Annotated in this window: 20 protein-coding genes; 10 read left to right on the top strand and 10 right to left on the bottom strand. The window is 72.3% G+C overall.

The features are described from left to right. Positions 1 to 146: 146 nt before the first annotated feature. On the bottom strand, positions 147 to 641 hold the full coding sequence (locus tag ACVTJA_RS48985) for an Hsp20/alpha crystallin family protein (RefSeq protein ID WP_465831359.1): 495 nt from the start codon (positions 639 to 641) through the stop codon (positions 147 to 149). A 460-nt stretch (positions 642 to 1,101) separates the two neighbouring features. Between ACVTJA_RS48985 and ACVTJA_RS48980 the strand changes: the two genes are divergently transcribed. From ACVTJA_RS48980 to ACVTJA_RS48935, 10 genes are all read left to right on the top strand, one after another. After that, positions 1,102 to 1,479: a response regulator gene (locus ACVTJA_RS48980; protein ID WP_465831357.1), complete on the top strand. Its 378-nt coding sequence runs from the start codon at positions 1,102 to 1,104 to the stop codon at positions 1,477 to 1,479. Continuing rightward, positions 1,476 to 3,548 (top strand): chemotaxis protein CheA, encoded by a 2,073-nt coding sequence (locus tag ACVTJA_RS48975; protein WP_465831355.1) that lies wholly within the window; start codon positions 1,476 to 1,478, stop codon positions 3,546 to 3,548. The genes ACVTJA_RS48980 and ACVTJA_RS48975 overlap by 4 nt, the downstream gene beginning before the upstream one ends. Further along, a complete protein-coding gene (locus ACVTJA_RS48970) occupies positions 3,545 to 3,991 on the top strand; it encodes a chemotaxis protein CheW (RefSeq protein WP_465831353.1) in 447 nt (148 codons plus the stop codon). The genes ACVTJA_RS48975 and ACVTJA_RS48970 overlap by 4 nt, the downstream gene beginning before the upstream one ends. Then, the gene (locus ACVTJA_RS48965) at positions 3,972 to 6,521 is read left to right on the top strand and encodes a methyl-accepting chemotaxis protein (RefSeq protein ID WP_465831352.1); all 2,550 of its coding nucleotides are present in this window, start codon (positions 3,972 to 3,974) and stop codon (positions 6,519 to 6,521) included. Before ACVTJA_RS48970 ends, ACVTJA_RS48965 begins: the two co-directional genes overlap by 20 nt. After that, entirely contained in the window at positions 6,518 to 8,887 is a 2,370-nt protein-coding gene (locus ACVTJA_RS48960; RefSeq protein ID WP_465831350.1) for a HEAT repeat domain-containing protein, read from the top strand. Before ACVTJA_RS48965 ends, ACVTJA_RS48960 begins: the two co-directional genes overlap by 4 nt. A 9-nt stretch (positions 8,888 to 8,896) precedes the next feature. Then, positions 8,897 to 9,718: a CheR family methyltransferase gene (locus ACVTJA_RS48955; protein ID WP_465831349.1), complete on the top strand. Its 822-nt coding sequence runs from the start codon at positions 8,897 to 8,899 to the stop codon at positions 9,716 to 9,718. Next, a complete protein-coding gene (gene cheB, locus ACVTJA_RS48950; protein WP_465831347.1) occupies positions 9,715 to 10,770 on the top strand; it encodes a chemotaxis-specific protein-glutamate methyltransferase CheB in 1,056 nt (351 codons plus the stop codon). Before ACVTJA_RS48955 ends, cheB begins: the two co-directional genes overlap by 4 nt. A gap of 133 nt (positions 10,771 to 10,903) precedes the next feature. Beyond that, positions 10,904 to 11,869 carry a fatty acid desaturase family protein gene (locus ACVTJA_RS48945; RefSeq protein ID WP_465831345.1) on the top strand — a complete coding sequence of 322 codons (966 nt, stop codon included), beginning with the start codon at positions 10,904 to 10,906 and terminating at the stop codon, positions 11,867 to 11,869. 260 nt (positions 11,870 to 12,129) lie between these two features. After that, positions 12,130 to 13,260, top strand: coding sequence for a PilZ domain-containing protein (locus tag ACVTJA_RS48940; protein WP_465831343.1), 1,131 nt, complete (start codon positions 12,130 to 12,132; stop codon positions 13,258 to 13,260). Between the two features lie 30 nt (positions 13,261 to 13,290). After that, positions 13,291 to 13,659: a response regulator gene (locus ACVTJA_RS48935; RefSeq protein ID WP_465831342.1), complete on the top strand. Its 369-nt coding sequence runs from the start codon at positions 13,291 to 13,293 to the stop codon at positions 13,657 to 13,659. A 10-nt stretch (positions 13,660 to 13,669) separates the two neighbouring features. On the opposite strand, the gene ACVTJA_RS48930 is transcribed toward ACVTJA_RS48935, so the two are convergent. From ACVTJA_RS48930 to ACVTJA_RS48890, 9 genes are all read right to left on the bottom strand, one after another. Continuing rightward, positions 13,670 to 15,187: a sensor histidine kinase gene (locus ACVTJA_RS48930; RefSeq protein ID WP_465831341.1), complete on the bottom strand. Its 1,518-nt coding sequence runs from the start codon at positions 15,185 to 15,187 to the stop codon at positions 13,670 to 13,672. Between the two features lie 64 nt (positions 15,188 to 15,251). After that, positions 15,252 to 16,661, bottom strand: a complete 1,410-nt coding sequence (locus ACVTJA_RS48925; RefSeq protein WP_465831339.1) for a glycoside hydrolase family 1 protein — start codon at positions 16,659 to 16,661, stop codon at positions 15,252 to 15,254. Then, positions 16,658 to 17,368 carry a hypothetical protein gene (locus ACVTJA_RS48920; RefSeq protein WP_465831337.1) on the bottom strand — a complete coding sequence of 237 codons (711 nt, stop codon included), beginning with the start codon at positions 17,366 to 17,368 and terminating at the stop codon, positions 16,658 to 16,660. Before ACVTJA_RS48920 ends, ACVTJA_RS48925 begins: the two co-directional genes overlap by 4 nt. A gap of 185 nt (positions 17,369 to 17,553) precedes the next feature. After that, entirely contained in the window at positions 17,554 to 17,787 is a 234-nt protein-coding gene (locus ACVTJA_RS48915) for a hypothetical protein (protein WP_465831335.1), read from the bottom strand. 13 nt (positions 17,788 to 17,800) lie between these two features. Next, positions 17,801 to 18,517 carry a type VI immunity family protein gene (locus ACVTJA_RS48910; RefSeq protein WP_465831333.1) on the bottom strand — a complete coding sequence of 239 codons (717 nt, stop codon included), beginning with the start codon at positions 18,515 to 18,517 and terminating at the stop codon, positions 17,801 to 17,803. 151 nt (positions 18,518 to 18,668) lie between these two features. Further along, complete coding sequence (locus tag ACVTJA_RS48905) at positions 18,669 to 20,453, bottom strand: monovalent cation:proton antiporter-2 (CPA2) family protein (RefSeq protein WP_465831332.1); 1,785 nt, start codon at positions 20,451 to 20,453, stop codon at positions 18,669 to 18,671. Between the two features lie 268 nt (positions 20,454 to 20,721). Further along, positions 20,722 to 21,096: a response regulator gene (locus ACVTJA_RS48900; protein WP_465831331.1), complete on the bottom strand. Its 375-nt coding sequence runs from the start codon at positions 21,094 to 21,096 to the stop codon at positions 20,722 to 20,724. A gap of 106 nt (positions 21,097 to 21,202) precedes the next feature. Then, the gene (locus ACVTJA_RS48895; protein WP_465831330.1) at positions 21,203 to 22,684 is read right to left on the bottom strand and encodes a potassium/proton antiporter; all 1,482 of its coding nucleotides are present in this window, start codon (positions 22,682 to 22,684) and stop codon (positions 21,203 to 21,205) included. Between the two features lie 160 nt (positions 22,685 to 22,844). Further along, positions 22,845 to 24,548: an ATP-binding protein gene (locus ACVTJA_RS48890; protein WP_465831328.1), complete on the bottom strand. Its 1,704-nt coding sequence runs from the start codon at positions 24,546 to 24,548 to the stop codon at positions 22,845 to 22,847. Between the last annotated feature and the right edge of the window lie 49 nt (positions 24,549 to 24,597).

The following is a 24,597-nucleotide window of genomic DNA, read 5'->3' as shown; positions in this document are numbered from 1 at the left end:
CGCCTCTTACCGCCCGGGTGAGGGGCAGGCAAGCTGACGGCGCACTCCGGCCGTGATTTTTCCTCTCGGGAATCAGGTGCAACCCGGTTACCGGGATGCCTCAGGGCGACTGGGGCCCCGCGCATCCCGGAACCGCTACCGCGTGATTACGCCTTCGGCTTCTCGCCGCCGGCGTTGCCCCCGCCCACCTTGATGCGCTTGGGCTGCACCTCGGGCTTCTTGGGCAACGTGAGGTTCAGCACGCCGTCCTTCAGGTCCGCGGCGATGTGCTCCGAGTCCACGCCCTCCGGCAGGGTGAAGGCGCGGCTGAACGAGCCGAAGCTGCGCTCGTAGGCGAAGTAGCGCTCGTTCTCCTCGCGCTTCTCGGACTCGCGCTTGCCGCTGACGACCAGGCGGTCGCCGGTCAGCGAAATCTCCAGGTCATTCTCCTGCACGCCGGGCAGGTCCGCCTTGAAGATGAACGCGTCCTTCGTCTCCTTCACCTCGAAGGCGGGTACGAACGTGGGGACGGCGCCGCGACCGCCGCCCAGCAATTGGGTCATCGCCTCGAACGGGTCCCAGCCCATCAATTCCTGCATCTGGGAGAACGGGTCCCGCTCGCGGCGGGGAATGCTGCCTTCGCGACGGGTGATGTCGGCCATTTCGAATCCCTCCTCTGACTTCGGTTGAGAGGTGGGTGGCGTCACCCTGGCGCCACCTCGCCCTGAATGGACCGTAAAGCAGCGCGGAGACGTCGCAAGGCGAGGCGCGGGCGGGCGGCACGTGGAATGGCTCCCCGTGCCAGGGCCCGCCTCCCCACCGGGCAGGCGGCCCGCTCGCTCACGCGGCCGGATGGCAACTCGCGGGCAGCCTGCCGCCTGACTCCGGATGGCAACTCGCGGGCGTCCCGTTACACGGCACCGGAGTGCGGCTCGCGGGCGGTCCGCCACGTGACACCGGATTGCACCTCAGGAGCGGCCCTCCAGGCACTTTCCGTCCGGGTGCGCTGCTGTCCCTGCGTACGATTGTCGGCCACTGGGCGCTGCGAAGGCCATATGTACGGCCTTCTCTTTCATCTTCACGGAATCGCTCTAGGGTCGGCACTCGTTGCCAGGGGAAGCCATGCCAGAGGTGCTCGTCGTTGATGACAGCAAGGTGATGCGCGACATGGTCGTCGCGTGCCTGCGCCCCTATCCAGGCCTCACCTTCACCCACGCTTCCAGTGGGCTGGAGGCCATCGAGCGCCTGTCGCTCCAGCCGTATGACTTGCTCGTCCTCGACCTGAACATGCCGGACATCGGCGGCATCGAGGTGGTCGAGTTCGTCCGGGGGCAGGACAGGCTCCGGAACCTGCCCATCATCATCGTCACCACGCGTGGGGACGAGGCGTCGCGCGCCCGGGCGCTGGCGGTGGGCGCCAACCGCTTCATGACGAAGCCCTTCACCCCGGACGCCATCCTCGGCGAGGCGCGAGCCCTGCTGGAGGAGACGCGCGGGTGACCGGCTCGGTGGACCTCGCGGACTTCCTTCCGGCCTACCTGGCGGAGGCGGAGGAATTGCTCGGCGCGGCCCACCGGCACCTGCTCGCCGTGGAGGCCAGCGTGCGGCGGGGGCTCGCCCACCCGCGCGCCGTCCGCGAGCTCTTCCGCGCGCTGCACACCATCAAGGGCCTGTCCGCCATGGTGGACGTGGAGCCCATCGTCTCCATCGCCCACTGGATGGAGACATCGCTGCGCCACGCGGACCGCGCCGGAGGCCGGCTGCCCGAGGCCAGCGTGGAGCCCCTCATGGAGGGGCTGCGTGAAATCGAGGGGCGCGTGCGGCAGCTCGCCGCCGGGAAGCAGGCCTCTCCCGTGCCCGCGGGGCTCCTGGAGCGGCTGGAGGCGCTGGAGGCGGCGGCGCTCGGCACCGGCCCCGCGAAGAGCGCGCCCGTCACGCTGGACTTGGACGCGACGCTCGCCTCCCGCCTGTCCGCGGCGGAGCGGGAGCAGCTCACCGCCGGGGCCGCTTCGGGGAAACGCGCGGTGCGGCTGGACTTCGTGCCGGGCGCCGAGCGCGCCGCCAACGGCATCACCATCAACAGCGTGCGCGAGCGCATGGCGAAGCTGGCCGAGACGGTGAAGGTGCTGCCGCTCTCCGGGCCCGCCGCGGGCGGTGGCTCGCTGACCTTCGCGCTGCTCCTGCTCACCGACGCACAGGACGACACGCTGCTGGAGGCCGCGGGAGGCCCGCCCGCCTCGGTGCGCTCGCTGGCCACCGCGCCCGTCGCGCCGGCTCCAGCCGAAGCGCCGTCCGAGCCCGAGCTGGAGGCGGTGGCGTCGCGGGTGGAGGACGAGCCCGAGGAGCAGCGCCGGGGCGGGGGCAGCCTGCGGGTGGAGGTGTCCCGGCTGGACGAGGCGATGGAGCGGCTGGCGGCGCTCGTCGTCAATCGCTCGCGGCTCACCCGCGCGGTGGCGGCGCTGACGGCCGCGGGCGCGCCCACGCGCGAGCTCACCGCCATCCTCCAGGAGAACGGGCGCCAGTTGCGCGACATGCGCGCGGCCATCATCCGCCTGCGGATGGTGAAGGTGGCGGACGTGCTGGAGCGGCTGCCCCTGCTGGTGCGCGGCCTGCGCCGCAGCACGGGCAAGCGGGTGCGGCTGGAGCTGGAGGTGGGCGACGCGGAGCTGGACAAGGCCGTGGCGGACCGGCTGCTGCCCGCGTTGGTGCACCTGGTGCGCAACGCGGTGGACCATGCGCTGGAGACACCCGAGGAGCGCCACGCGGCCGGCAAGCCCGAGGAGGGCGTGGTGCGCCTCATCACCCAGGGTGGCGCCAGCGGGCTGCTCGAGCTGTGCGTCATCGACGACGGACGCGGCGTGGACGCGCGGGCGGTGGCCGCGCGCGCGGGTGTGCCCGTTCCCACGACGTCGGACGCGCTCCTGGAGCTGCTCTGCCGCCCCGGCTTCTCCACGCGCGACGCCGCCACCGCGACCAGCGGACGTGGCATGGGCATGGACATCGTCCGCCGCATCGCCGTGGACCAGCTCGGCGGCGAGCTGCGGCTGGAGACGCGGCCCGGCGCCGGCACGACGTTCCGGCTGCGCGTGCCGCTGACGATTACGCTGCTGGACGCGCTCGTCTTCGAGTGCGCGGGCATGCGCTACGCGGTGGCGGTGGGCTCGGTGGAGGAGCTCATCGACGTGGACCCGGCGAAGCTGGTGCGGCCCGCGGGCGCCAGCGGCGTGGTGCTGGTGGAGCGGCGGGGCAGCGCGGTGCCGGTGATGTCGCTGGAGCGGCTGCTCGGGCGAGAGGGGGCGGACAGGCGCGAGGGCGCGGGGACGAAGGCGCTCATCGTGCGCCAGCGCGGTGAGCCGGTGGCCTTCGCGGTGGACCGGCTGCTCGGCCAGCAGGAAATCGTGCTGCGCACGCTGGAGGACCCGCTGGTGCGGGTGCCCGGCGTGGCTGGCGCGACGGACCTGGGTGACGGACAGCCCACGCTGGTTCTCGATTTGGCGGCACTGGGCGCGGCCAGGGGGAGCAACGCTCGTCGGCGGGAGCCCGTGCCGGGAAGGGAGCGCGCGACATGAGCGTGCTGCACGTGGTGTTCAAGGTGGACGGGGCCGAGTACGCACTGCCCGCGGCGGACGTGCTGCAGATGGAGAGCTACACCGGCGCCACGCCGGTGCCGGGCGCTCCGTCCCACGTGGCCGGGCTGGTGCAGGTGCGCGGCCGCGTCATCCCCGTGGTGGACGCGCGGGTGCGCTTCGGGTTGCCGCCCGTGCAGCGCTCGCTGGACTCGCGCGTGGTGGTGGGCCAGCTCGGGCAGCGCACGGTGGGGCTGCTCGTGGACAGCGCCCGCGAGGTGCTGAAGCTGGACCCGGCGCAGGTGAAGCCGCCCCCTCCGCTGGTCATGGAGGGAGCGCGCGGGTTCGTGAAGGCCGTGGCCCAGGTGGGGCCCCGGCTGGTGATGCTCATTGATTTCCCCCGGGTCATCGGGGAGGAGACGCCGGATGGCGACGGACAACGGTAACGGAGCCCTTGCGCTGGACGACGCGCGCACCCTGGCCGAGAGCACCGCGCGCAGCGTGCACGAGAGCGCCGTGATGGTGCAGGCGGTGGAGGCCCTGGCGACGCGGCTGGCGGCGAGCGGCAACGAGAACGCCGCCGCCTCCGAGCAGGTGCGCGCCGCGATTGAGTCCGTCGCCGCCCACGTGGAGGAGACGGGCCTGTCGGTGCACGAGCTGGTGCGCTCCCAGCGCACGGTGAGCGACTCCGCGCGCGGCCTGCAGCAGGAGGCCGAGGGCAACGCGGGCGCGCTGCAGGAGGTGAATGCCTCCGTGGCCGGCGTGCGCAAGGACGCCGCGCACCTGGCCACCTCGGCCGACGCCACCGCCGCCACGCTGGAGCAGGCGTCGCGCTCGGTGAAGGGCGTGAGCGCCAACGCGGAGGAGTTGGCCGCCTCCAGCGAGGAGTTGCTGGCGTCGATGACGGAGATGAACGCCACCGTGGCGGACCTCGTCGCGCGCAACCAGTCCAGCGCCGCCGCGACGGAAGAAGTCGCCGCCACCGCCGAGGAGATGGCCAAGGGCATCGCCCGCCTGGCCGCGGACTCGCAGGGAGTGGGCGAGCGCGTGGCGTCGGTGTCCAACGCCGTGGTGGGCATCGGCAAGGTGCTGGGCGAGGTGGCCCGCGACGCCACCAGCATGGCGTCCGGCGTGGAGGAGACGGCCAGCACCACGGAGGAGTTGGCGCGCAGCGTGCGCGGCGTGGCCGAGCATGCGCGGGTGATGGAGACGCACGCCGCCTCCACCGCGTCCACCGTGGAGGAGGTGGCCGCGAGCGTGGAGGAGGTGGCCGCCACCGCGGAGAAGAACGCCGCCGTGGTGGACGCCAACGCGGCCACGATTGAGCAGCTCGCCCGCTCCGCGCAGCAGGTGGCGAAGGCGGCGGAGAGCATCAACACCCTGGCGGCCGGCAGCGCCACCGCGTCCACGCAGTTGGAGACGTCCACGCGCCGGGTGGCGCAGATGACGGAGGAGGCCCGCGCCACCGCCGAGCGCGTGGGCACCACCGCGCGCGAGGGCGGCGCCACCGTGGCGCGCTCCATCGCCGGCTTCGGCCGCATCCGCCAGTCCATCGTCGAGTCCTCCGGCGTCATGAAGGAGATGGGCAAGCGCGCGGAGGAGATTGGCGACATCGTCCAGACCATCAACCTCATCGCGGACCGCACCAATCTCTTGTCCCTCAATGCCAGCATCGAGGCGGCGCGCGCGGGAGAGCACGGCCGTGGCTTCGCGGTGGTGGCGGAGGAGATTCGCGCGCTGGCGGACCGGGCGGCGGCGGCCAGCGCGGACGTGGCCAAAATCGTCCGGGGCCTCCAGACGACGGCGCGCGAGGCGGCCAGCGCCACGGTGGAGGGCGTGCGCGCGGCGGACGAGGGCGCGTCCCTGGTGGGCGACGCGGAGCGGGCGCTGTCCACCATCCTCAAGGGCGTGGAGGACCTGGGGCAGAACGTGCGCGAGGTGTCGCGCGCGTCCTCCGAGCAGGTGCAGGCGGTGCAGTCCCTCGCCCAGGCCACGGCGCGGGTGAGCGAGCAGGGGCGCGTCATCAGCACCTCGTCGGCGGAGCAGGCCCAGGCGGCGCAGTCGCTGGCCCAGGGCGGCACGGAGATGCGGCGCATGGCCCGCCAGACGACGCAGGCCACGGCGGACCAGGCACGCGCGCTGCGGGACGCGGTGCGCTCCAACGGCCAGTTGGCGGAGGTGGCGCTGAAGGTGTCGCGCGCGGTGCAGGAGCAGGCCGTGGGCGCCGGAGAGCTGGCCAAGGCCTCCGTGCAGATGCGGCAGTTGGTGCAGACGGTGAGCGGGGCGGTGGCGGCGCAGAGCAAGGAGGTGGCCGCCGTGGGCACCCTGTCCCAGGAGGTGGCCACCGCCACCCAGCGCACGCTGCTGGGGCTGGCCGAGCAGGCCAAGGCCGCCTCCGAGGTGACGCGGGCCATGGAGGAGACGCGCAAGCAGGTGGCCCAGTCCGCGCGCGGCATGTCCGAGCAGGCCCGCGCCCTCAAGCAGGGCGAGGTGGCCAGCCGCCAGGTGGCGAAGCTGGCGGCGCAGATGACGCGCGCCACCGAGGAGCAGGCGCAGGCGCTCACCTCGCTGGTGAAGGGCGCGGACGAGGTGCGGCGCGTGGCGAAGTCCACGGCGCGCGCGCTGGATGAGCAGACGGAGGCGCTGGGCTCCCTCGCCGTGTCCGCTACCCGCCAGGCCACCAGCGTGGCCGCCGTGGCGCGCGCCAGCACGGAGGCCACCTCGGTGACGGAGGGGCTGGCCAAGGGGGTGGAGGAGATGCGCCTGCGGGCCCGCGACATCGTCACCACCACCGCGCAGCAGACGCGCACCGCCACGGCTACCGCCACCGAGGTGCGCGAGGTGGCCGGGCGGCTGGCGCAGCTCACGCGGCTCCAGGGAGAGCAGGCGGAGAGCCTCGCGCGGCTGAACGGCCTGCTCGGCGGCGCGCGCAACACCGAGTCGGGGGCCACGCGGCCCCGGGAGCAGCAGGCGTGACGGCGACCTCTTCGGCCCAGGGCCACCCCCTCTCCCTGTCCGCGGATGACCGCGCGCAGGTGGAGGCGGTGGAGCAGCTCGCCCGGCGCGGCTCCGGCAGCCTGGAGACACTGGTGTCCGGCCTGGACGCCCCGAGCTGGGCGGTGCGCCGCGCCGTGGTGGGCGCCCTCGCGCGGCTGGGCAGCCCGGCCGTGACGCCGCTGCGTGACGTGCTCCGCCACCGCCGCGACAACGAGGCGCGCCTGGCCGCCGCGGTGGAGGCGCTGGTGGCGTCCTCGGGCGACGTGGAGGTGGCGCTGGAGCCGCTCGCGGAGGACTCCAACCCGGCCATCGTCTGCGACGTGGCCCAGGTGCTCGGCCGCCGCCGCAGCCGGCGCTCCGTGCCGCTGCTGGCCCGGCTCACCGTCCACCCGGACGACAACGTGGCCGTGGCGTCCATTGAAGCGCTGGGCCGCATCGGCGGTGGAGCGGCGGTGGACACGCTGCTGGCGGCGCTGGGCAGCGGCAACTTCTTCCGCATCTTCCCCGCCATCGACGTGCTGGGCCGCTGCGGGGACCCCATCGTCGTGCCCGCGCTGCTGGGTCTGTTGTCGGACCCCTTCTACGCGCTGGAGGCGACGCGCGCGCTGGGGCGCACCGGCCAGGAGGCGGCGGTGCCCGCGCTGGTGGGCCTGTTGCGCCGGGGCAACGACGCGCTGGTGCGCGGGGCGGCGGTGGCGCTGGTGGACATCCACGAGTCGCAGGTGCAGCGCTTCGGCGGCGCGCGCGCGGTGCAGGCGGCGCTGCGCGGGGACGCGGACGTGGCGATGCTGGGCCGGCGGCTGTCGCAGGCCCTCAACGGCGCGGACTCGGCGGAGAAGGCCGCCCTCGCGCGGCTGCTCGGCTGGGTGGGCGGGCCGGACGCCGCGGCGGGGCTCCTGAAGCTGCTGGACGGGCCGGACCCGGCGGTGGCGCGCGCGGCGGCCAGCGCCCTGGCGGAATTGGGCGCGGACGCGGACGCCCAGCTCCTGCGCGCCCTTCGCGATGGTGACAGCGCCCGCCGCCGCGTGCTGCTGCCGCTGGTGGGGCGCCGGGCGGCGTCGGTGCCGGACGTGCTGGCGTGCCTCGATGACCGGGACGCGGCGGTGCGCGCGCTGGCGGCGGACACGCTGTCGCGCATCGGTGACCCGGCCGCGGTGCCGGCCCTCTTCGCGCGGCTGGTGGACGACGACCCGCGCGTGGTGCAGGCCACCGTGGGGGCCATCCAGTCGCTGGGCAGCGAGGAGACGGAGCGGATGGCGCTGGAGGCGGCGCGCTCGCCGGACGCGCGCCTGCGCCGCGCGGCGCTGCGCATCATCGCCTACTTCGGCTACCCGCGCGGGCTGGACGTGCTGCTCCAGGCGATGCGAGACCCGGACGAGCGGCTGCGCGACGCGGCCATCTACGGCCTGCCCTTCATCGAGGACCCGCGCGCGGTGGACGCGCTCCTCCTCGCCGCGGCGCACGAGTCCGAGCGCACGCGCGCGGCGGCCATGCGCGCACTGGGCCAGACGGAGAAGGAGGCGCGAATCACCTCCACGCTGCTGGGCGGCCTCAACGACAGGGACCCGTGGGTGCGCTACTACGCGTGCCAGTCCCTGGGGAAGCTGAACGAGGAGGCCGCCGCGGACGCGATTGTCGCGCTGGCGGACGACGACGCGGGCCAGGTGCGCGTGGCGGTGGTGGACGCGCTGGCGCACATGCACACGGAAGGGGCCATGTCCGCGCTGCGGCGCGCGGCCTCCAGCGCGGACGCGGACGTGCGCCGCGCGGCGCTGCTGGGCCTGGGCGTGGCCCGCCGTCCGGACGCGCTGCCGGTGCTGCTGGAGGCGGTGGCCTCCGAGGATGCGGCCACGCGGCTCGTCGCCCTCTCCGCGGTGGCCGAGTACGACGCGCACGAGACGCTGCCCGCGCTGCTGCGCGCCGCCAGCGACAGGGACGACAGCGTGCGCAGCGCGGCGGTGGGCTTCCTCGCCACGCGCGCCGGGGTGCCGGCCACGCAGGCCCTGGTGACGCTGCTGGGGGACGTGACGCTGCGCGAGCGCGTGGTGAGCGCGCTGGCGCTGCCCATCGACGGCCGGCTGCCGGGGCTGCTCGCCGCGCTGGAGGCGGCGGACGAGGTGACGGCGCCGCTGCTGGTGGCGGCGCTGGCCCGCATGCGCCGGGCGGACTCGCGCGCCGCGCTGCTGCAGTCGCTGGTGTCCGCGAGCCCCGCGGGCCGGCGCGCCTCGGCTCCGGCCGTGGCGGCGCTGGGCACCGTGGAGGCGCGCGAGGCGCTGGAGCATGCCTCCACGCACGACGAGGACGCCGAGGTGCGGCGAGCCTGCCTGCTGGCGCTGGGCCGGTGATGTGACGCCATGCCCTCGCTTTCCATGTCGCCGCAGGTGTTCGCCATCCTGTCGGCGCTGATTGAGCAGCGCGCCGGCCTGCACTACGCCCCGGAGGACCGCGAGCTGTTGCAGGACAAGGTGTCCATGCGCGCGGAGGAGGCGGGCTTCGACTCGCTGCTCGACTACTACTACTACCTCCGCTACGACCCGGCGGGCTCCGAGGCGCTGGACACGCTGGTGGACTCGCTGCTCGTCCACGAGACGTACTTCTTCCGCGAGGCGCTGCCGCTGGAGGTGCTGGCGCAGGACGTGCTCGCCCCCGCGGTGCACGCCGGCAGGCGCCCGCGCGTGTGGTGCGCCGCGTGCTCCACCGGCGAGGAGCCCCTCACGCTGGCGATGATGTTGGCGGACCGCGGCGTCCTCTCTGGCGTGGACCTGGTGGCCAGTGACTTGAGCCCCCGCGCGCTGGAGCGGGCGCGCGCCGGTGAGCACAACCTGCGCTCCATGCGCGCGCTGCCGCCTGGGGTGGAGGGACGCTGGCTGGAGGTGCGCGACGGGCGCCCGCACGTGAAGCCGGAGCTGGCGGCCGCGGTGGACTGGCGCCGCGTCAACCTGGTGGACGCGGCGGCGGTGGCGACGCTCGGGACGTTCGATGCCATCCTCTGCCGCAACGTGCTCATCTACTTCCAGGACGAGACGGCCCTTCGCGTGGTGGAGTCCCTCACCCGCGCGCTGCGGCCCGGCGGCCACCTGCTGGTGGGCACCTCCGAGTCGCTGATGCGCTTCGGCACCGCGCTCTCCTGCGAGGAGCGGCGCGGCGCCTTCTTCTACACCCGGGAGGGTGCATGACGGCCCCCGCTCGCATCCGCGTGCTGGTGGTGGATGACTCCGCCTTCGCGCGCAAGGTGCTCAGGCAGGTGCTCTCCAGCGCGGAAGGGTTGGAGGTGGTGGGCACCGCGCGCGACGGCCTGGACGCGCTGGAGAAGGTGGCCGAGCTGGCTCCCGACGTCCTCACCCTGGATTTGGTGATGCCCGGGCTGGACGGGCTGGGCGTGCTGCGCGCCTTCGCCTCCATGCCCTCCGCGCCGCGCGTGGTGGTGGTGAGCAGCGCGGGCGAGGAGAGCGAGCTGGCCGTGTCCGCGCTCCAGTCCGGCGCGGTGGAGTTGGTGAACAAGCCCACCGCGCTCGCCACGGACCGGCTCTACGAGCTGGGCGCGGAGCTGGTGGAGGCGGTGCGCACGGCGGCCCGCGCGGTGCCGCACCCGGCGCCGGAGGTGGACGAGGCCGCGGCCACGGTTCCAGGTGGGGCTCCGGCGGGAAGGCCCGCGCCGGCCCGGAAGCTGGTGGTGGTGGGCACCTCCACCGGAGGCCCGCAGGCCCTCACGAGACTCTTGTCGGCGCTGCCCGCGGACTTCCCCGCGCCGCTGGCGCTCGCGCTGCACATCCCCGCGGGCTACACGCAGGCGGTGGCGAAGCGGCTGGACGCGCAGTGCCCGCTGGAGGTGCTGGAGGCGGAGGATGGCGTGGAGTTGCGCCCCGGGCGCGTGGTGCTGGCGCGCGCCGGGCACCACCTCAAGGTGGAGCGGCACGGCGCGGTGGGCGTGGCGCGGTTGGACAGGCACCCCCTGCGCATGCCGCACCACCCCTCCGTGGACGTCCTCTTCGACAGCGCCGCGAAGGCGTGGGGCGCGGACGCGGTGGGCGTGGTGCTCACCGGCATGGGCGAGGACGGACGCGAGGGCGCGCGCGCCATCCGCGCCGCGGGCGGCACCGTCCTCACCGAGGCCGAGGACTCCTGCGTCGTGTACGGCATGCCTCGCGCCGTGGTGGAGGCCGGGCTCGCCTCCGCCACCGCGCACCTGGACGGCCTGGTGCCGTTGCTCAGTCGCTACGTCCGCTGAAACACGCGGAAACACTCCGCGCCGGGTGGGCACGCGGCGCCTGCGGTCCTACATGCCAAGAGTCCAGGCGACCCCTCCCTGAAGTTGTGTGGAAGTTTGGGTAATGAACACGAGGTGGGGCAGTATCCCGGCCATGCTTCGATACTCCGCTGACCGCCGGACGATGCTGTGGTGTCTGGCGATGCCCGTGGTGGCCCTGTCGATGTACGCGGCCCCCTCGCTGATTCCCTATCTCTGCCCCTTGGCTTGCTACCTGGCATTGTCGGCGGGCGTCATCGCGCACAACCACAACCACAGCCCCACCTTCCGCAACCGGAAGATGAACGAGGCCATGGGCATGTGGCTGTCGCTCTTCTACGGCTACCCCACCTTCGTGTGGATTCCGACGCACAACCTCAACCACCACAAGTTCGTGAACAAGGCGGGCGACGCGACGATTACGTGGCGCTACTCCAAGAAGCACAACTTCCTGGTGGCCTTCGTCTACCCCTTCGTCTCCTCGTACTGGCAGCAGGAGCCCACCAAGGCCTTCATCGACAAGGCCCGCGAGCGCAACCGGCCGCTGTTCCGCCAGATTGTCCTTCAGTACGTCATCTGGGGCGGCACGCACGCGGCGCTGCTCGCGCTGGCCATGGTGCTGCACGGCATCAGCGCCGGCGCCCGCATCTGGGTCTTCGCCTTCTTCATCCCGGCGATGTTCTCGCTGTGGACCATCATGTTCTTCAACTACATCCAGCACGTCCACGCGGACCCCTGGAGCGAGCACGACCACAGCCGCAGCTTCACCGGCAAGGCCATCAACTTCTTCCTCTTCAACAACGGCCTCCACGCCGTGCACCACGAGACGCCGGGCCTCCACTGGAGCCTGCTGCCCGAGGCGCACGCGAAGATTGAGGCCTCCGTCCACCCGGACCTGAAGCCCGTCAGCTTCTTCGGCTGGTGCTTCCGCGTGTACGTGCTGGCGCCCCTCTTCCCCCGCTTCGGCACGAAGCAGGTGGGCCGCGCGCCCTACGAGCCGCCCACGGGTGAGACGGTCAACGTGGCCTTCGGCGACGAGCTGCAGGCCGTCGACTCGGGCATCAACGCCGCCCGCGTCTGACGCGCGACGTCGTTCCGGCGTGCGACACGCGCGCGCCGTCCTGACGTTCGTTGGAAGGCCGAGGATTCGGCCCCGGGGGCGCCGGGAGGGTTCTCCTCCCGACCTCCGCCTCGTCTCGGTGTCCGCTTCTGTGTCGTGTATTCCCCATCTCTCCCAGGAATCAGCCTCGGGGGAGTATTCGTCGTGTGTCCGTTAGTCATATCTCGTGGACTCCAGACGAGACGGGCGTGCCGGGGGGGGTAACGACACGGAGGCACCGCATGATGACGGCTTCAGGACGCATCCGTCCGCCGCCCGCCCAGGTGACTGCTGCGCCGCGCGTGCTGTGGGTGGGCCCCTCGGGGGAGCCGTGGCTGGCGGTGACGCGGGCCCTGCACGTGCTGGGCGGTGAGCCCCATCTGGTCTCCTCGCTGGACGCCGCGAGCCTGGAATCGCAGCGCCTCAAGCCCGCGCTGGTGCTGGTGCACTGGCGGCAGGTGGCGGACGCGCGCGGTCCGGCGTTGAGCGCGCTGCGCACGCGCTCCGGTGCCGCGCCGGTGGTCATGGTGGCGGAGGCGGACACCCCGGCCGAGGTGCTGGAGGCGGGCGAGTCCGAGGGCGTGGAGGACTGCCTCCTCCTGCCCCTGCGCCCTTCCGAGTTGCGCGCCCGGCTGGCGGTCCTCACCGGAGAACAGCCGGCGGCGGCTCCGGTGCGCCCGGTGGAGCGCTACAGCCCCCGCGTGGTGCTGATGGCGGGCGCCAGCGGCCCGCGTGCATGGGGCGGGCTGGGCGCGCTGCTGGAGGCGTGCGGCCATCACCTCGTCTACAGCGCCAGCGTGGAGGGCGCGGCGGTGCGGCTGGCGGACGGCGTCGTGGTGCCGCACCTGGTGCTCGTCTCCGGCGAGGGGCCGCTGGCGGCGCTGCGGCTGCTGTCCACGCTGCGCTCGCGGGCGGTGCTGGAGGGGGTGCCGGCGCTCACCGTGGCGGTGGGGCCGGGGACGCGGGCGCCGGGGCTGGCGGCGCTGCTGCCCCGCATCGACGCGCTGCTGGGCCGCGACTCGGGCTCGCTGCACGTGGAGGAGCGGGTGCCCTTCTGCTGCCCGGTGGAGTTCGGCGAGGGCGGCTCGCGCGACTCGGAGTGGACGTCCGGCTTCTCCAGCGCGCTGAGCCCCGGCGGCCTCATCATCCGCACGCTGGTGCCGCTGCGGCCGGGGACGGCGGTGCGGCTGCGCATCCACCTGCCCACCACGCGCGAGCGGCTGGAGACGTCCGGCGTGGTGGCCTGGTCCAATCCCTTCGCGCCACGGCACGGCCTGTCCTTCCCGTACGGCATGGGCATGCGCTTCCTCGGCATGGGCCCGTCGCGCCTCATGCACCTGCGTCAGCTCTGCCAGCCGGTAGCCTCACTCTAGTCGCGCGTGTTTCTTGCCCGGGGGGGCGCCATGCGACGCAAGAAAGTCCTGCTGGTGGATGACTCGGCCACGGTGTTGCTGTTGCACCACGGCATGTTGGTGGAGCTGGGCTACGAGGCCGTCACCGCGCGCGACGGGCTGGAGGCCCTGGCGCGGGCGGAGACGGAGCGGCCCGACCTCGTGTTCCTGGACGTCGTCATGCCGCACCTGGACGGCCTGGAGACGTGCCGGGCGCTGCGCACGCGCGAGCTCACGCGCCACACGCCCATCATCCTCTGCAGCACCCGCGCCGAGCCGCGCAGCGTGCAGGCCGGCTACGACAGCGGCTGCACGGAGTTCCTCCCCAAGCCCTTCGACGGCGAGGCGCTGAAGGCCCTCCTGCACCGCTACCTGGGCTGACCCGAGGCGGCTACCGGGGCGTGCCGTACGGCGGCGGCCCGGACGGCGAGCCATTGGGCCGCGTCGGCTGCGAGCGGCGCGGCAGCGTCACGGTGAAGGTGGTGCCCTCGTCCTCGCTGGAGCTGACTTCAATCGTGCCGCCGTGGGCCTGGACGATTTCCCGGACGATGTAGAGCCCCAGCCCGTAGCTCATCTTCAGCGTGCGGGCCGTCTGCGGCCCCCGGCGGAAGGGCTCGAAGAGGTGGGGCAGCAGGTTGTCCGGAATGGGGCGGCCGGCGTTGCGCACCTCCAGCACCACCTTGTTGCGCACGCCGCGCACGGCCAGGCGCACCGGCGTCTCCGACGGGCTGTACTTCAGCGCGTTCTCCACCAGGTTGGACGCCACCTGTCCCAGCCGGTCCGGGTCCCACGTGCCCTGCGTGTTGCCCTTGTGCTCCACCTCCACCAGGCGCTGCGGGAAGGCCACGCGGAACTCGTGCGCCACCTTCGCCGCGAGGTCCTTCAGGTCCATGGTGCGCGGCTCAATCGCCACGCCGCCCACCAGCCGCGTGCGGGTGAAGTCCAGCAGCAGGCGGGTGAGCCGCTCGATTCGCACCGCCGCGGTGGCGATGCGCTTGCTGGTGTGCTTCGCCTCCTCCGCGGTGCCGCTCTCCGCGAGCACGCGGGACCAGTTCATGATGGCGCCGAGCGGGCTGCGGATGTCATGGCTGACGATGCCCATGAGCTGCTCCTGGAACTCCGCGTGCCGGCGCGCTTCTTCTTCGGCCCACTTGCGCTGGGTGATGTCGCGGCTGATTCCGAAGAGGCCGGACACCTTGCCCTCCGAGTCCCGCAGCACGCCCTTGGTGGACAGCCACACGCGCGGGCCCTCGGCGCCCGGCTGCGCGTCCTCGTAGGTGACGGTGCGGCCGAAGGCATACACCTCCCTGTCGTTGGCGGCGTTGGCCCTGGCGACCTCCGGCGGGAAGAGCTCCTGGTCGGTCTTCCCAATCATGGCCTCCACCGCGTAGCCCACCGCCTTCGCGCCCGCGGAGTTGATGAGCTGGTACCGGCCCTGGAGGTCCTTGGTATAGACGGCGTCCGTCGTCCCCTCGAGGATGGAGCGGAACGTCTCACTGGTGCGCCGCAGCTCCTCGCGCGCGCGGCGCTCGCCGGTGATGTCGCGGCAGTGCACCAGCAGGCCGCTCTCCACCGGGCGCACGCGGACGTCGAAGCACAAGTCGCGGTCCGGCCAGCCGTGCTCGAAGCGCACGGCGGCCTGCTCGGTGGCGGACTCCTCGAAGCGCACGTGGCGGCGCAGCTCCAGCAGCGAGGGACACACGCGGCGCAGGTCATCGCCGGTGGTGCCGCGGCCCTCCAGCAGCTCCGCCATGCGGGGGCTGATGTATTGGAAGCGCCACTCCGCGGTGAGGAGGAAGAAGGCGTCCGGCAGGCCCTCCAGGAGCGCGTGGAGCGGCACGGCGGGCGCCTCGGAGGGGGGCGCGGCCGCCGGGGGGCGCTGGCGCTTCTTGGCGGGGGTGGAAGCCATGCGTCGTCGGGGTGGGGTGGGCCCAGAGGCCATCAAGGGGTGAACACGGGGTGGAGGCGCGCCCTCAAGGTACGGGCATGAGGCCGAGGTTGCGGGCGACGTCCTGGAAGCTCTCCACGGCGGGCGTGGGAGTGCGCGGCTTGTCGGGGCCGCCGAAGTCCACATGGAAGAGGCCGAAGCGGGGCGTGTAGCCCTCGGCCCACTCGAAGTTGTCAATGAGACTCCAGTGGAAGTAGCCGCGCACATCTGCCCCCTCTTTCACTGCCTGCTCCACTGCGTACACATGGCTACGGAAGTAATCCGGTCGCCGGTTTCCTTCCGCGTCCGCCATTCCATTCTCCGTGACGAACAGGGGGATGCCCAGGTCCCGGAAGCGGAGGAGGAACAAGTAGAGTCCCTCGGGGTAGATGTCCCAGCCGAGGTCATTCACCGGGCGGCCCGAGGGGACGTACTGATTGGAAAGTGACGCTTCGCGGAAGTCCTGCCGCACGTAGTCACGCGAGTAGTAGTTGAGGCCGAGCCAGTCGCTGGAGCCCTTCAAGTCAGTGACTTCGCGGTCGATGCTCACGCTGCCGGGCACGGACAGGCGGATGCGGCCGGTGCGCAGCGCCAGCGGGACGCTCTCGTTGAAGAAGGAGTCGGTGAGCCCGGCCGCGGTGACGTCCGCGGTGGAGCCGGTGGCGGGCTGGAAGATGCGCACGTGGTGGGCGAGCCCCACGCGGGTGGCATGTCCGTCGCCGTCGGCGTCCACGGTGTCGCGGGCGCGGAGCTGCCGGGCGGCGCGCGCGTGGGCCTCGATGAGGTGCGACAGCGCGGTGGCCATGGCCTGGGTGTCCTTCTTCCCCGGAGGCCACACGCCGTCGAGATAGCCGAACACCGCGAGCACGTTGGGCTCGTTGACGGTGCACCACCAGTCCACGTCTGCGCCCAGGGCTTCGGCGACGTGGGCGGCATAGGCCTCGAAGTCGTCGAGCGTGGCGGGGTTCTCCCAGCCTCCCGCGTCGGCGACCCATTGCGGCAGCGTGAAGTGGTACAGCGTCACCAGCGGGGTGATTCCCTGCTCGCGGAGGGCGTGGGCCTGCTCGCGGTAGCGGGTGAGGGCGGCCTCGTCCCATTCGCCGCGCGCGGGCTGGAGGCGGCTCCACTCCAGGCTGAAGCGGTAGGCATTGGCACCCAGCGTCTTCATCAGCGCGACGTCGGTGTCGAAGCGCTGCCAGGACTGGGCCGCGTCGCCGGACACGCTGCCGTCCTTGATGTGTGGCCGGCCGTCCGGGAAGGAGCCCTGCTCCCACGCGCTCCAGTCGTTGACGGTGCCGCCCTCAATCTGGTGGCTGGCGGTGGCGGTGCCGAGGAGGAAGCCCGAGGGCAGCCCGGTGCCGAGCGTGGCGCGGCGGATGTCCTCCGCGTCGAAGGCGGGCCTGTCGCTGCACGCTGCGAGCGCGAGCGGCAGGGCGAGGAACGCGCGGCGGCTCATGAGGCGCCTCCGGCAGAAGCGCCTCCAGCGCGCGCGGAGGCGGAGGGGCGGCCGACGACGCCCACGGTGACGAGCGACGTGCGCACGTCGCCGTACTGGAAGACGAAGCCCTCCAGGCGCACGCCGGCGCGGGCGGCGAGCGGAATGTCCACGCGAGCGCGGCCTCCGAGGGGGAAGACGTACGCAAGGCCCACGGGCCCGTAGGAGGCGCCGAGGTGCGCGGGCACCTGGCCATTCGCATCGAAGATGCCGGCCTCCACGTCCACGGGGCCCACGCGGTACATGCCCTTCACGGAGGGGAGGACCTGGAGGAACGGCTGGGACGTGTAGCCGAGGCCGACGACGGCGCCGCCGACGACGCTCCAGCGCTCAGCGGTGTAGCCGAGGCGCGCGGAGACGGTGGTGCTGGCACCGGGGCCGCCGCGCTCCAGCGGCAGCAGCGAGAGGAGACCGCCGTCGAGGGTGAAGCCGCCGAGGAGGAAGCGGGCGGAGGTGGTGTTGGCGAGGTAGGCGTCTTCCCAGCGTCCGCCCTCGAAGCCGTAGCCGCCGGTGAAGAGGCCGACGGCGGTGCCCAGTTCAGAGTCGAGTGCGCGGAGAGGCTCCACCGCGGACGGAGCCGTGGCCATCTCGCGCGCTGTGCCGGGCGCGCTGGTGAGGGTGACGGCGAGGAGTGCGGGGAGCGAGAAGCACATCCAGGCGTGAACCATACCCCGCTCCTCGTCCCGCGCGAGGGCAGCCGGGCTCCTGTGCACTGCGTGTCACAGGCGGAAACGCGAGGAGCAGCCCCCCTGCGTCACGGGGTCCACCCGAGACGTAGGAATGCGGCCATGTTGAATGCGGGGTTCGGTGAAACAGGGAATATCTTGGAATGGCGTTAAGCCGGTAGAACCGCTCACTCCCGGTTGATGCCGAGCTGCGGGGTGACGATGGCCGGCGGGCAGTTGCCACCGAGTTCCTCATACCTCGTCAACTGCGCGCTCACTCCCGCGCTGCCGAGCGGGTCGCTCTTGTTCGCGGTGGAGCAGGGGAACTTGAAGTCATGGACACATTGCACGCGGGCCGGGTCGCGAGCGGCGTGGAGGACGATGTCTGGCTTGAGGGAGTCCCGCCACTGCTGGGTGGGCACGTACCGGAACGGCTCAATCGAGGAAGCGGCGCCACCAGCGCCTGACGTCTTCTTCTGTGAACCCCGTCCATGAGCGGGCGAAGCGCGGCTCGAATACGTGCAGTCGTGGTTCCAGTACCCGAGCCAGCTCGCGGTATGCGGGAAGGTCTTCGCCGCGAGCCAGGTCTCCCGTTTCGGGCCACGTCCCCAGCGACACCAGGGCGCGACCACTGCTCATCTCCTCGACGTGTGTCTGGGGCGTGCTCAACCGCTTCCGCAGTCCGTCCACTCCGCCCAGCGCGTCCAGCACGGGTGGGCCCAGGAAGTCCAGCCAGTGCACGCCATCGACCTGAGTGCCCAGGGTCGACTCCACGCCGACCCGCGAAAGGTCGATTCCCGGATGACGGAATAGCGCCTCGCGCATCAGCGACAGGGCACGGCTCCTCCTCCCAAACAGCTCGAAGGAGAGGCCGGCATGCCCCGTGGAGAAGGGCAGCAGTGAGGCCAGTTCCATCGCCAGGTTCCGCACCCTGCCGGGGCCGTGTTCCTCCAGGTACTCAGAGGGAAGCGTGGCGCTCAGCAGGCTCACGCTTCCCGCGGGCGACGTGCGCCACGGTAGGCGGGCCCGGTAGCTGAACGAGAATCCGTTGGGCTGGGGTTCGAGCCCGGTGAGGAGGACCGCCGTCTCGCTTTGCGTCTTGAGTTGGGTCGGCAGAAAGGGGGTAGCGTCCTCGCTCGCGAGCTCGTCCACGAAGCGGTAACCCTCGAAGGGGCGCAGCAGGCTCCGGACGCGGCAGGTAGAACACGAGCCGGATGACCTCCCGAGCCAGCAGCACCGAGCCGTCGGCTTCGGATGCGTGGAGGCGGACTCTCGGGACGTGCGCGCTCATGCGTGGGGACGCTCACGCGGACTTCGAACGGTCTGCGTCGTCCTGCTCGAAGAGGCTCTCCAATTCCTTGCGTCCCCGAGTGGCCAGCTCCACGAGCTTCGCCTCGTCCTTGTAGAACTTCGCCGCCTCGCGCACGAGCTCCTCGTCGTGGTCTCTCAGGCGCTCCAGCGCGCGGTGGCTCTCCGAGAACGTGAGCCCCATGCTCATGAGCACGTCCTGGCCCATCTCCAGGCTCCCGGCGAACGTCTCTCGCATCACGTGGCGGACGCCCAGGTCCAGCAGCCGGTACGCATGCACGCGGTTGCGCGCGCGGGCGAAGATGGTCAGGTGCGGGAAGTGCTCCTTCACCGCCTGCGCCGTGCGCAGCGACGCCTCGACGTCATCGATGGCGACCACGAACACCTTCGCCTTGTCCGCGCGCGCGGCCCGCAGCAGGTCCAACCGCGACGCGTCGCCGTAGAAGACCTTGCTCCCGAAGCGCTTCATGAAGTCGATGTGCTCGGGGCTCGCGTCAATCGCCGTGAAGCCGATGCGCTTGAGGCGCAGGATGCGGCCCACCACCTGACCCACGCGGCCGAAGCCGGCGATGATGACCGGGTTGTCCTCCTCGGGCGCCACGTCGAACTCGCGCGCCTCCGCCTTCTTCTGGAAGAGCGGCCGCACCCACCGCTCGTGCGCGGCGTACAGCAGCGGTGTCGTCGCCATCGACAGGCCCACCACCACCACGAGCAGGTCCGCCAGCGCGCGGTCCATGACCCGGAAGGAGACGGCCATCGCGAAGAGGACGAAGGCGAACTCGCCACCCTGTGAAATCACGACGCCCAGGCTCAGCGCGGGCTCGTCCTGCTTCAGGCTGAAGCGGCCCAGCCCGTACAGCACCGCGCCCTTCACCACCACCAATGCCAGCACCAGCCCGCCCACCAGCAGCGGCTTTTCCACGATGAGCCCCAGGCTCACCGACATGCCCACCGCGATGAAGAACAGGCCAAGCAGCAGGCCCTTGAAGGGCTCGATGTCCGCTTCCAATTCGTGGCGGTACTCGGACTCGGCCAGGAGCACGCCGGCGAGGAACGCGCCCAGGGCCATGGACAGGCCCACCGCGCTCACGAGCGCCGCGGTGCCCACCACGACGAGCAGCGCGGTGGCGGTGAAGAGCTCCTGGCTGTGGAACGACGCCACCGCGCGAAACACCGGGCGCATCAGGTAGCGCCCCGCGAACACCACGACCACGAGCACACCGACGACCTTCAGGCCGGTGAGCCAGCCCGGCTCGGTGGACGCGGTGGGGCTCGTTCCCAGCATCGGCAGCAGCGCGAGGAGCGGAATCACCGCCAGGTCCTGGAAGAGGAGGATGCCGAAGGCGAGCCGCCCGTAGCCGGTGGTGAGTTGGTTGCGCTCGGCGAGGAGCTGGAGCGCGAAGGCGGTGGAGGACAGCGACAGGCCGAAGCCGGCGATGATGGCCGCGCCCGGAACCATGCCCAGCGCCATGCCGATGCCGGCCAGCAGCGCGCCGGTGAGGAGCACCTGCGCGCCGCCCATGCCGAACACCGAGCGGCGCAGTTCCCACAGGCGCGTGGGCCGCAGCTCCAGGCCGATGACGAACAGCAGGAGCACCACGCCCAGCTCGGACACGTGGAGGATGTTCTCCACGTCGGTGACGAGCTTCGCGCCCCATGGACCGATGACCGCGCCCGCCGTGAGGTAACCCAGCACCGACCCCAGCCCGAGCCGCTTGAACAGAGGCACCGCCACCACCGCCGCCCCGAGGAACACCAGTGCCTGATGCAGGAAGGACATGGCGCTCTTCCTCGCACGGACGGTGCGGCGGCGGCAAACGTGGCCCGGGCGGCCGGGTGGATGGAGCCTGGAACCTGCCCGTTCAGGCAGGCCCGGGACCTGACGGACCCACCGTTCCGGAGAGGTCCGCCCGAGGCAGGGCCCGCCTTTCTGGCGGGGCGGCGCTGGAAGGAACGTTCATTCCGGTCCTCGCCCGGCGGCCGGTGCGGCGGAAGGAACGTTCATTCCGGTCCTCGCCGGCCGCCGCCACCGGGTACCGGGGCCGGACTCAGCCGTGCTGGCAGAAGCGCGCCACCGCCTGGAGCAGGTGGGCCATCTCCACGGGCTTGCGCAGCAGTCCCGCGGCTCCGTTGGGCAGCTCGTTGATGTGACTCGCGGTCATGATGAGCACCGGCACCAGGGACTGCGTGCCGGTGATTCGCAGGCGCTCCAGGAACTCGTAGCCCGTGAGCACCGGCATCATCAAATCGAGCAGGACGAGGCACGGCTGGCGCAGGGTGGCGAGCACGTTGAGCCCCTCCTGGCCATTGCTGGCGCTGGAGACGGCATAGCCCTCCAATTCCAGCAGCTCGGCGACCGCTTCGCGGATGTCCTGATCATCCTCCACCACGAGGATGGAGTGCTGGGCGTGCTCACGGCGCATGTTCCCACCCCAACCGGGCCGAGAGGTAGACGACGGGGAATGGTACCTCCATTCCGGGGACGCTGTCCTCCGGTGCCCCCTGGCATGTCCGTCCTGAACACCCGGGCTACTCGTCCTCCTGCTGGCCGAAGAGCAGGCGCAGGAGCGGCAGGTCCTCGGAGTGACAGAAGACGTAGACGTGGTCTCCTGTCTGGAAGACGGTGTCGCCGCGGGGCGCCATCAGCTCCTGTCCCCGCACCAGCAGCATGGCGGCCGAGCCCGGAGGGAAGGGCAGGTCGGAGACGCGCTCACCGGCCACCGCCGACGCGGAGCCGATGTAGAAGGCGCTCAGCTCGCCGTTGAGGAGCTGCGTGGAGGCAATCTCCAGCACGGCCGGGGGCGGCTCGGGGGCCCTGGAGGCGAGCCCCAGCCGGCGCGTCACCCAGGGCACGGTGGCGCCGGGGATGAGCCCGTTCACCACCACGATGAAGAAGACGATGGTGAAGACCTCGCGGGCCCCATGCGTTCCGGACAGCACGGGGAAGGTGGCGAGGATGATGGGCACCGCGCCGCGCAAGCCCACCCAGCCGGTGAAGAGGATTTCCCGCGCGGGGAAGCGGAAGGGCAGCAGGCACAGCAGCACCGCGACGGGACGCGCCACGAAGGCGAGCACCACCGCCAGCCCCAGCCCCTCCAGCGCGACGTCGAAGAGCCTACGGGGAAAGACGAGCAACCCGAGCACGAGGAACATGCCCACCTGGGACAGCCACGCGAGCGCATCGTGGATGCGCAAGAGGCCCGTGCGGTAGCGGATGGTCTCGCTGCCCAGGGCGATGCCCACCACGTACACCGCGAGGAAGCCGCTGCCGTGCAGCAGCGTGGGCACGCCGTAGGCGAGCAGCGCGAGGGCCAGCGTCATCACCGGGTAGAGGCCGGCGACGCGCAGGCGCAGGCGCTTGAGGAGCAGCCGCCCGGCCCAGCCCATCGCGAGCCCGAGCCCCGCGCCCACCACCATCTGCACCACGGCCTCCACCACCAACTCCCATCCGGGCCGCTTGCCGCTCGCGAGGGCGTGGGTGAGGCCGGTGGTGAGGATGACGGCCATGGGGTCGTTGAGGCCGGACTCCAGCTCCAGCGTGGTGCCCACGCGGCGCTTGAGGGTGAGGCCGCTGCCGCGCAGCACGGCGAAGACGGCCGCCGCGTCGGTGGAGGAGACGATGGCGCCGAGCAACATGGCCTCCGTCCACGAGAAGCCGAAGAGCAGGTGCGCGGCGACGCCCATGATGGCCGCGGTGGCGACGACACCCACCGTGGCCAGCACGGCGGCGGGGCGGAGCGCGTGCTCGATGGCGGACAGCGGCGTGTTGAGGCCGCCGTCGAAGAGGATGAGGACGAGCGCCACCGTGCCCAGGCGGAAGGCGAAGCCGTAGTCGCTGAACGAGATGCCGCCCGGGCCGTCGGTGCCGGCCGCCATGCCGACGCCCAGGAAGAGCAGCGCCACGGGAATGCCGAAGCGCCCCGAGGCACGGCTGAAGAGCACGCTCAGTCCCAGCAGGGCGCCGCAGACGGTCAACAGGAAGGCGGTGGGAAGCGGCTCCGCGCTGAGCATGACTGCGCGGGACTCTACCGGCCCCGGCACGGCATTCGGCGCTCACGCGGGACACAGTGTCCGCCATCGCATGCGAGGAGGGCCGGGCTCCCGCTGGGACGTGCGAGCAGAAGACTTCATCCACGCGCCGGGTGTCAGGTGTTGAGTACCGGGCGACAGCTCAGTCGTGAGACACCGCGCGAGCCGCCGGTGCTGCTGACACCAGCGCCGCGCCCGTGGCCACCGGCAGGGTGAAGGTGAACGTGCTGCCTTCGCCCAGCGTGCTCTCCCCGCGGATGGTGCCGCCGTGCGCTTCCACCAGGCCCTTGGCGATGGCGAGCCCCAGGCCCGTGCCCCTGCTGGCCGCGTCGCGCGCCTGCCAGTAGCGGTCGAAGATGTGCGGCAGCGCCTCGGGAGCGATGCCCGCGCCGGTGTCGCGCACGTGGAAGGCCACCTCGGGGCCACGCATCCGCGCGCCCACCGCGAGCTCGCCGCCAGCGGAGGTGAACTTCACCGCGTTGCCCAGCAGGTTGCCCAGCACCTGGAGCACCCGCACCCGGTCGCACCGCGCGCGCACGTCGCTCGCGGGCAATTCGATGTTCAGGTGCAGGCCCTTGGCCTCGGCGAGCGGGCGGATGGACTCCACCGCCTCGGTGACGAGCGCCGGCACCGCGTGCTCACCCCACTCCAGCGGCAGCCCTCCCGCCTCCAGCCGTCCCCAGTCCAGCAGGTCCGAGATGAGCCGCGACATCCGCTCCGTCGCGTCCTGGATGCGCGTGGCCTGCTTCGCCACGCTCTCTCCTCCGGGCTTGCTCCCAGGGCCACGCAAGAGCAGCGCGGACCCGAGCTGCACCACGCCCAGCGGGTTCTTCAAGTCGTGCGACACGACGGCCAGCAAATCCTCACGGGCCCGCGCCGCGCGGCGTGACTCACCCACCAGCCGCGCGTTGTCGATGGCGAGGCTCGCGCGAAGGCACAGGTCCTCCGCCAGCGCCAGGTCATCCGGCCCGTACCGCCGCCCGGAGCCGGACGCCACGAAGGTCACCGCGCCCAGCGTGTGCCCGCGCGCTCGCAGCGGGACAATCATGTACGAGCGCGCCTGCAGCGCCCGCAGCAGCGCCGGGTGCGCGGGCTCCGCCGAGGCCGCGCGCAACAGCGAGTCCGTCACCGCGGGCACCAGCTCCGGCTCCCCGGTGCGCAGCACGCGCAGCAGGCCCACGGGCGCGTCGTCGCGCAGCTCCGTGCGCATGGGCAGCGAGCCCGAGCGCTCCTGCTGCATCGGGTCCAGGCACGCCACCGCCATGCGCGTCACCCACGGGCCCTGCTCCAGCGCATCCACCAGACACCAGTCCGAGAGGTCCGGCACCGCGAGGTGCGCCAGCAGCGTGTACATGCCCTGCGGGTCCGGCGGATGGGTGAACAGCGTCGTCATCGCCTGGTAGAGGAACGAGCGCCGCCGCTCGGCCTGCTCCACCTCCGCGCGCGAGGCCTGCTCCAACTCCAGCGCGCGCGAGTACACCGCCTCGGCCTCGGTGAGGGGCCGCGCCGTCACCAGCACGCAGGCCTCGCACCCGTCCCGCATCGGCAGCGGTGTGAGCACCAGCGCGTGCCGGAGAGGGCCCAGCTCCGTGGGCCACGTCAGCTCCAGCGTCTCCGCGGCGCCGGTGCTCAGCACCCGGGCGCGCGTCGTCTCGAGGAGGGCGAAGTCCCGCGCGGACACGCCCAGCTCGCCCCAGTGCCTGCCTGCCAGCTCGGCGGGCGTGCGCTCCAATGCCCGTGCTCCCGCCGTGCTGCACGCGACGACCCGGCCCATCGCGTCGAGCACGTAGGTGGGGTCGGGGAGCGCGGTGAACGCGGCGGCGAGAGAGGGAGGGAGGGCTTCCATGCGCAGTACAGGTCCGGCCCCATGATGACACCTGGGCCGCGCCGGACCA

Source organism: Pyxidicoccus sp. M6, from assembly GCF_055568925.1.
The sequence above is the reverse complement of the archived record's forward strand: the minus strand, read 5'-3'. Positions and strand labels throughout refer to the sequence as shown.

Coding starts and splice junctions, on each gene's coding strand:
- ACVTJA_RS48930 (WP_465831341.1), bottom strand. CDS start 15,187: ATGGCTTCCACCCCCGCCAAGAAGCGCCAGCGCCCCCCGGCGGCCGCG.
- cheB (WP_465831347.1), top strand. CDS start 9,715: ATGACGGCCCCCGCTCGCATCCGCGTGCTGGTGGTGGATGACTCCGCC.
- ACVTJA_RS48905 (WP_465831332.1), bottom strand. CDS start 20,453: ATGTCCTTCCTGCATCAGGCACTGGTGTTCCTCGGGGCGGCGGTGGTG.
- ACVTJA_RS48980 (WP_465831357.1), top strand. CDS start 1,102: ATGCCAGAGGTGCTCGTCGTTGATGACAGCAAGGTGATGCGCGACATG.
- ACVTJA_RS48970 (WP_465831353.1), top strand. CDS start 3,545: ATGAGCGTGCTGCACGTGGTGTTCAAGGTGGACGGGGCCGAGTACGCA.
- ACVTJA_RS48925 (WP_465831339.1), bottom strand. CDS start 16,661: ATGAGCCGCCGCGCGTTCCTCGCCCTGCCGCTCGCGCTCGCAGCGTGC.
- ACVTJA_RS48955 (WP_465831349.1), top strand. CDS start 8,897: ATGCCCTCGCTTTCCATGTCGCCGCAGGTGTTCGCCATCCTGTCGGCG.
- ACVTJA_RS48935 (WP_465831342.1), top strand. CDS start 13,291: ATGCGACGCAAGAAAGTCCTGCTGGTGGATGACTCGGCCACGGTGTTG.
- ACVTJA_RS48890 (WP_465831328.1), bottom strand. CDS start 24,548: ATGGAAGCCCTCCCTCCCTCTCTCGCCGCCGCGTTCACCGCGCTCCCC.
- ACVTJA_RS48940 (WP_465831343.1), top strand. CDS start 12,130: ATGATGACGGCTTCAGGACGCATCCGTCCGCCGCCCGCCCAGGTGACT.
- ACVTJA_RS48965 (WP_465831352.1), top strand. CDS start 3,972: ATGGCGACGGACAACGGTAACGGAGCCCTTGCGCTGGACGACGCGCGC.
- ACVTJA_RS48945 (WP_465831345.1), top strand. CDS start 10,904: ATGCTTCGATACTCCGCTGACCGCCGGACGATGCTGTGGTGTCTGGCG.
- ACVTJA_RS48920 (WP_465831337.1), bottom strand. CDS start 17,368: ATGGTTCACGCCTGGATGTGCTTCTCGCTCCCCGCACTCCTCGCCGTC.
- ACVTJA_RS48895 (WP_465831330.1), bottom strand. CDS start 22,684: ATGCTCAGCGCGGAGCCGCTTCCCACCGCCTTCCTGTTGACCGTCTGC.
- ACVTJA_RS48985 (WP_465831359.1), bottom strand. CDS start 641: ATGGCCGACATCACCCGTCGCGAAGGCAGCATTCCCCGCCGCGAGCGG.
- ACVTJA_RS48900 (WP_465831331.1), bottom strand. CDS start 21,096: ATGCGCCGTGAGCACGCCCAGCACTCCATCCTCGTGGTGGAGGATGAT.